This window comes from Acinetobacter sp. YH12151 (assembly GCF_013418355.1).
Classification (GTDB): Bacteria; Pseudomonadota; Gammaproteobacteria; order Pseudomonadales; family Moraxellaceae; genus Acinetobacter; species Acinetobacter pseudolwoffii.
In genome coordinates this window covers 151,849-158,015 of sequence record NZ_VPCG01000005.1, presented here as the reverse complement: position 1 = coordinate 158,015, position 6,167 = coordinate 151,849, and the positions used below count along the sequence as shown (strand labels likewise).

At 41.0% G+C, this 6,167-nt stretch carries 6 protein-coding genes and 1 pseudogene; 4 read left to right on the top strand and 3 right to left on the bottom strand.

Annotated elements, in window-relative coordinates; all coding sequences use genetic code 11:
• Positions 1-494 (top strand): annotated as a pseudogene (locus FTU82_RS03295) (transposase family protein); the annotation flags it as partial.
• 224 nt (positions 495-718) lie between these two features.
• A complete protein-coding gene (locus tag FTU82_RS03290; protein WP_005172120.1) occupies positions 719-1,207 on the top strand; it encodes a hypothetical protein in 489 nt (162 codons plus the stop codon).
• Between the two features lie 15 nt (positions 1,208-1,222).
• Here the strand turns inward: FTU82_RS03290 and FTU82_RS03285 are convergent, their stop codons facing one another.
• Entirely contained in the window at positions 1,223-1,444 is a 222-nt protein-coding gene (locus FTU82_RS03285; protein ID WP_180101017.1) for a hypothetical protein, read from the bottom strand.
• Between the two features lie 398 nt (positions 1,445-1,842).
• On the opposite strand from FTU82_RS03285, the gene FTU82_RS03280 reads away from it, so the two are divergent.
• Together FTU82_RS03280 and FTU82_RS03275 are read left to right on the top strand one after the other, a co-directional pair.
• Entirely contained in the window at positions 1,843-2,256 is a 414-nt protein-coding gene (locus FTU82_RS03280; RefSeq protein ID WP_180101016.1) for a TIR domain-containing protein, read from the top strand.
• On the top strand, positions 2,253-3,146 hold the full coding sequence (locus tag FTU82_RS03275; RefSeq protein ID WP_180101015.1) for a DUF4231 domain-containing protein: 894 nt from the start codon (positions 2,253-2,255) through the stop codon (positions 3,144-3,146). Before FTU82_RS03280 ends, FTU82_RS03275 begins: the two co-directional genes overlap by 4 nt.
• A 43-nt stretch (positions 3,147-3,189) precedes the next feature.
• Here FTU82_RS03275 and gatB read toward each other — a convergent pair whose 3' ends face one another.
• Both gatB and gatA read right to left on the bottom strand, forming a co-directional pair.
• Positions 3,190-4,683: an Asp-tRNA(Asn)/Glu-tRNA(Gln) amidotransferase subunit GatB gene (gene gatB / locus FTU82_RS03270; protein WP_180101014.1), complete on the bottom strand. Its 1,494-nt coding sequence runs from the start codon at positions 4,681-4,683 to the stop codon at positions 3,190-3,192.
• Positions 4,683-6,161, bottom strand: a complete 1,479-nt coding sequence (gatA, locus tag FTU82_RS03265; protein ID WP_180101013.1) for an Asp-tRNA(Asn)/Glu-tRNA(Gln) amidotransferase subunit GatA — start codon at positions 6,159-6,161, stop codon at positions 4,683-4,685. The genes gatB and gatA overlap by 1 nt, the downstream gene beginning before the upstream one ends.
• Positions 6,162-6,167 lie beyond the last annotated feature (6 nt).

Sequence of the window (6,167 nt, the reverse complement as noted above, 5' to 3'; positions counted from 1 at the left end):
TAGTGAGGAGGATTATGTAATCGTTGATGTCACTGAGTCACAGATTGAGCGTCCCAAAAAAACAAAGAAAATTCTATAGCGGTAAAAAGAAGAAACATACGCTAAAAACACAGGTCATTTTTAACCCAAAATTAAAGCAAATTGTAAGTATACAGATTGAAGATGGCAGAAAACACGATCTGACGATTGCGCGTAAGTATTTGAAGGAGATGGTCACTTATCCTTGTATCATGGCAGATTTAGCCTATAAAGGATTTCATCAGATTAAGAGTAAGTTACTCATTCCAATCAAGAAACCTAAGAATTTATCATTACCCCAAATAGCAAAACAGATCAACCAAGAAATCAGTCGGCGTAGGATCACAATTGAACATATCAACGGCAAACTTAAACATTTTCGGATATTAACAGAACGCTATAGAAATAGACGGAAACGCTTTGGTCTAAGAATGAATTTAATTGCTGGAATGGTGAATTGGATGCTCTTAAATTAACTTTCGCAAGAGATCTATTGTTTTAATTTGAATAATAACGCTAAGTTTACTCGATCAATATCATCATCTGATGAATAGCATGATGGGATGAAATTTTTCATCTGAATTAATTTTAAATCCAGTTCAGGTTTTACAGAGCTCTATCAGTATATTTCCTTTTTACATGATACAAAGAAACTATTTTCAGCGCCAAAATGCTGATGTCATATTAAAAGGAAGTGGTGATGGGTTTAAAAAGTTCTTCTCGTATTCGTTCATTTTTTCTAGGTGCAGCATTATTGGGAGCAGCACAGGTTACGATGGCGGGCCCAACGGTCGATCAGCTGAGTGACTGTTTGATGAAGTCCACTACAGCCACTGATAAAACCACGGTCTTGCAATGGACATTTGTGGCATTGGGCAATCATCCCGATTTAAAGGCTTTTAGCAATGTGACTGCGACTCAAAAGGAAGCATTAGACAAGAATCTGGCGACGGTGTTGCAGCGCATTTTAGTGGAGCAATGTTCAGCACAGACCAAGGCGGTGATTCAAGCTGAAGGTTTACAGGCTGTGGGCGATAGTTTTCAGGCTTTGGGTAAAACCACAGGTGAGGAAATTTTAAAGAATCCTGAAATCAATAATCAGCTTAAAGGTGTGCTGCGTTATATCGATTTAAATCGTGTGGCACAGACTTTTTTGACACCAGATTTGCTGAATAAGTTGGGGTTGTAAGAGGGTAAGCTGGTTTTATTTGAAAATAGCGATAATGATTTTAATCAGCCAGTAAATAGGATAGAAAATAAATTCAAGCCCATCTGCTAAGCCCAAACCGCGCTGTTTTCTATATGGTACAGGCTGAGCTGCGGATAGTCGTTTACGCCATTTGGTCATTATCAGTAAAATGATAATGACCAGAGCAAATAATCCGATGAGGGTTTGAATGATGGTAAGTAATAGTTCAGGTGTCATTTTTGTTTTGCTTGGATATTTCTGATTTTATAGTATAAATAATAAAAATCTTGCTAGTAACCGCTTGCGCTGCATTTTAAAGTAGTGCTTTAAAACTTGCTCAGGAGAGGGAGTCTTTTAATAATCCTCTCCCTCTTGCGCGTTATGACGCTCATCCTTTAAAAAAGGAGAGGGAACCACGCGTATCCAATTGATTATGTGACAAGTCCCCCTTTGAAAAAGGGGGGGCTTAGAGGGATTATCGAACTTTGATGTATCCTAAGTGTTTGAGTTCGATGATAAAAGATACTTTTTGATAGTCATATATTTGAAATATTAAGTTACAGACTGGATGGTTGAAATACAAAAAACAATCACAATTTAATATTTATATAACAAAACTACAGGACTTTATAACAATGTCGCACCGTGTATTCATTAGCCATTCTTGGAAATATAGTGACAAGTACTGTCGAGCTGTTAAGTTTCTGAATGATGATCCAAGTTTTCAGTGGACTAATAGTTCTGTACCTGAGGATAGAGCATTCTACGGTATGACTAATGCTCAATTAAAAGAGCAGATTACAAAACAAATATCCTATGCTCAATGTGTTGTAATTCTAGCAGGCATGTACACTAATCATAGTGACTGGATTGGTTACGAGATTGATGAGGCACTTCGTATGAAGAAGCCAATAGTTGCAATTATTCCTTGGGGAGCAGAAAGAACACCTTTAAGAGTAACCCTAGCAGCTAATGAAGTAGTTGGTTGGAATAGCAAAAGTATTACTTCAGCGATTAGAAACTTAGTCGTTCAAAGGAAGTTCGTATGAAATTGGATTTCCCTGGTCTTTATAAATGTGCAAGTGATATTTCTCAGAAAGCACAAGATAAATACCTAAATTTGATTAGAGTTGAATACTTTTTTCTTTTTATTACAGCAATAACTGCTTTGATGAAATTTGAGGTTATATATTTTATTTGGACATTTGTTCTTGTCTGCGCAGTACTAGTTAGCCAGCTTTACCGACAATTTTTAAAACCTGAACAAACTTGGTATCGAGCAAGAGCATTAGCTGAATCTGTAAAGACAATCACTTGGCGCTATGTAATGGGTAGCTCACCATTTAATGATAAATCTATAAAAAATGATGAAAAAATTTCTACGCAAGAGTTTCTAAATAGATTAGAGGAAATAAAAGAGGTTAATGAGTTCGCTTCGATTGCACCTATCGCAGAAACAGACTTAGTTCACAGCAGTGCAATTTCTGATTCAATGAAAGCAATCAGATTGTATAGTTTGGAGGAGAAAAAAGAATTTTATTTAAAGTATAGGATTCAAGACCAGAAATTGTGGTATGCAAAGAAAGCAAGTTTTAATAAAAAAGCTAATAGAAATTGGATGATTATTATAGTTGGATTAATAGTTTTATATTTAATTTCGATGATTTTAATTGCTTCTAAAAATATATTGAGTACTGATTGGTATAGTAATGTTGAACCAATTTTAGTATTAATTACTGCTTTAATAGGTTGGGTTCAAATAAAAAAACATGGAGAGTTAGCTAGTTCATATATTTTAACAGCATATGAAATTCAGAAACTAGCTGAAGAATTGTCATTATTAGGTGATGATCCAGATGAATTCGAACGCTTTGTAGATTCTGCTGAGCAAGCCTTTTCTAGAGAACATACACAATGGGTTGCTCGGAAAAAGTTTTAAAGAAAACCCGCTTTCGCGGGTTTTCTTTAAAAGAAAGATCAGATCAACCAATCAATTTCTTCATCAATTCATTCACTTGAGCAGGGTTGGCCTTACCCTTAGACGCTTTCATCACTTGACCAACCAGACCATTGAAAGCTTTCTCTTTACCAGATTTAAACTCTTCAACCATCTTCTCGTTGGCAGCAAGCACGTCTTTAATAATCGCTTCAATTGCACCTGTATCAGTTTCCTGTTTCAAGCCTTTTTCCGCAATAATCTCGTCCGCAGTTTTGCCTTCTTCCCACATAAAGCCGAACACTTGTTTTGCAATCTTACCGCTAATGGTGTTATCGACAATACGTGCGATCATACCGCCAAGTTTCTCAGCAGAAACAGGAGAGTCAGCCAAATCTAGGCCAGCTTTATTTAAAGCACCAGAGAATTCACCCATCACCCAGTTTGCAGACACTTTACCTTGAGCAGCGCCACCAGCAGCTTTTACCACTTCTTCGTAGAACTCTGACATTTCACGAGTCAGTGTAAGCACGTGAGCATCGTACTCAGTTACACCGAAGTCCGCCACGAAACGCGCACGACGTGCAGCAGGTAACTCAGGCAAAGCAGCACGAGCCGCTTCAATTTGCGCATCTGGAATCACCACAGGCAACAAGTCAGGGTCAGGGAAGTAACGGTAATCGTTGGCTTCTTCTTTTGAACGCATTGAACGCGTTTCCATCTTCACAGGATCGAATAAACGCGTTTCCTGATCAATGGTGCCGTCCCATTCCAGAATTTCCATTTGACGTTCAATTTCAACATTGATCGCTTGTTCAATAAAACGGAATGAGTTCAGGTTTTTCAATTCGCAACGCGTACCGAAGGGTTGACCCGGACGACGTAAAGACACGTTACAGTCACAACGGAACGAACCTTCTGCCATGTTGCCGTCAGAAATGCCTAACCAGCGCACCAGCGTATGAATCGCTTTAATATAAGCAACCGCTTCTTCAACCGAACGCATATCTGGTTCAGAAACAATTTCAAGCAGCGGCGTACCGGCACGGTTCAAGTCAATGCCTGACATACCTTCGAACTGGTCATGAATCGATTTACCTGCATCTTCCTCAAGGTGCGCACGGGTTACGCCAATCCGTTTAACCGTGCCATCTTCAAGCTGGATGTCGATATGACCCAAGCCCACAATCGGATTGTCCATCTGGCTAATCTGGTAGCCTTTTGGCGAATCCGGGTAGAAGTAGTTTTTACGTGCAAATACAGAAGCCTGATCAATATAGGCATCGATACCCAAACCAAAGCGAATCGCAAGATCCACCACTTCTTTATTCAATACCGGCAATACGCCCGGCATGGCCAAATCTACAAGGCTGGCTTGGGTGTTTGGATCATTACCGAATACAGTCGATGAACCCGAGAAAATTTTGGTATTGGTGGCAAGCTGGGTGTGAATCTCGATACCAATAACGACTTCCCAACCCTCAATCAGGTTAGATTTTGGTTTAGCCGCTTTTGTAGAATTGTTTTGAGCTTGAGCCATTATGCATTCTCCTCAGCAATTGCCGCGCGTTGTGTATGCCAATCGGTTGCTTGCTGGTACTGATGCACCACAGACAACAATTGCGATTCTGACCAGTAATTCCCAATCAACTGTAAGCCAACTGGCAAGTTGTTCTGGTCAAAACCAACAGGCGCGTTAATCGCAGGAAGACCTGCCAGGTTCACTGCAAGTGTATAAATATCGCCCAGGTACATTTCAACCGGAGTCAAATCCGCACCAATTTTATAGGCAGTCGTTGGCGCAGATGGCGCAGCAATCACATCGACAGATTCAAAGGCTTTAAGGAAATCTTGCTGGATCAGGCGACGTACTTTTTGTGCTTTCACATAATATGCATCGTAGTAACCTGCGGATAACGCATATGTGCCAATCAGGATACGACGTTGCACTTCCGCACCAAAACCTTCTGAACGTGAACGTTTGTACAAGTCCATCAAGTCCACTGGATTTTCACAGCGGTAGCCATAACGCACACCATCAAAGCGTTGTAAGTTAGAAGATGCTTCAGCAGGTGCGATCAGGTAGTAGGTCGGAACGTAGCTTTCGGTCATGTTGAGGTCGATCTCAACCAGCGTAGCGCCCATGTCTTCTAACTTTTTCAATGATTCTTCGACACGTGCTTTAACATCTTCAGCTAGGCCGGAAACATTAAAGTACTGTTTTGGAATACCAATGCGTAAACCTTTGACGGATGTATCATTCAGGTTCGCCACATAGTTATCAACCACTTGATTCATTGACGTTGAATCTTTGGCATCATGACCGGCCATCACGTTCATCAGGTAGGCACAGTCTTCTGCTGAGCGTGCCATCGGGCCGCCTTGGTCGAGGGATGATGCATAGGCAATCATACCGAAGCGCGACACACGGCCATAGGTCGGTTTAAGTCCAGTCAGGCCACAGAATGACGCAGGTTGACGAATAGAGCCACCGGTGTCAGTACCGGTAGCGAAGGGTGCCAGATCCGCTGCAACAGCTGCTGCTGAACCACCTGAAGAACCGCCAGGAACATGGTTTAAATTCCAAGGGTTAGCCGTTGCGCCGTAATATGAGTTTTCAGAGGTCGAACCCATGGCGAATTCGTCCATGTTCAATTTACCCAAAGTCACCAGGCCCGAAGCTTTGCCTTTCGCGACAACGGTGGCGTCGTAAGGAGAGATAAAATTGTCCAGTATTTTAGAACCGGCAGTGGTTTTGATGCCTTGAGTACAGAAAATGTCTTTATGCGCGATTGGTACGCCTGTTAACACATTTGCACCACCTGCCTTACGCAGTGTGTCAGCCGCATCAGCTTCTACCAATGCCAATTCAGGCGTAACGGTTACATATGATTTTACTTGAACATCAATTTTTGCAATACGCTTTAAGTAATGTTCAGTCAATTCGCGAGATGAAAACTGGGCATTTGCCAGACCTTCACTGAGTTCACGAATGGATAAGCGATGTAAATCTGTCATGAGAAA

Coding starts and splice junctions, on each gene's coding strand:
- FTU82_RS03290 (WP_005172120.1), top strand. CDS start 719: ATGGGTTTAAAAAGTTCTTCTCGTATTCGTTCATTTTTTCTAGGTGCA.
- gatA (WP_180101013.1), bottom strand. CDS start 6,161: ATGACAGATTTACATCGCTTATCCATTCGTGAACTCAGTGAAGGTCTG.
- FTU82_RS03275 (WP_180101015.1), top strand. CDS start 2,253: ATGAAATTGGATTTCCCTGGTCTTTATAAATGTGCAAGTGATATTTCT.
- FTU82_RS03285 (WP_180101017.1), bottom strand. CDS start 1,444: ATGACACCTGAACTATTACTTACCATCATTCAAACCCTCATCGGATTA.
- gatB (WP_180101014.1), bottom strand. CDS start 4,683: ATGGCTCAAGCTCAAAACAATTCTACAAAAGCGGCTAAACCAAAATCT.
- FTU82_RS03280 (WP_180101016.1), top strand. CDS start 1,843: ATGTCGCACCGTGTATTCATTAGCCATTCTTGGAAATATAGTGACAAG.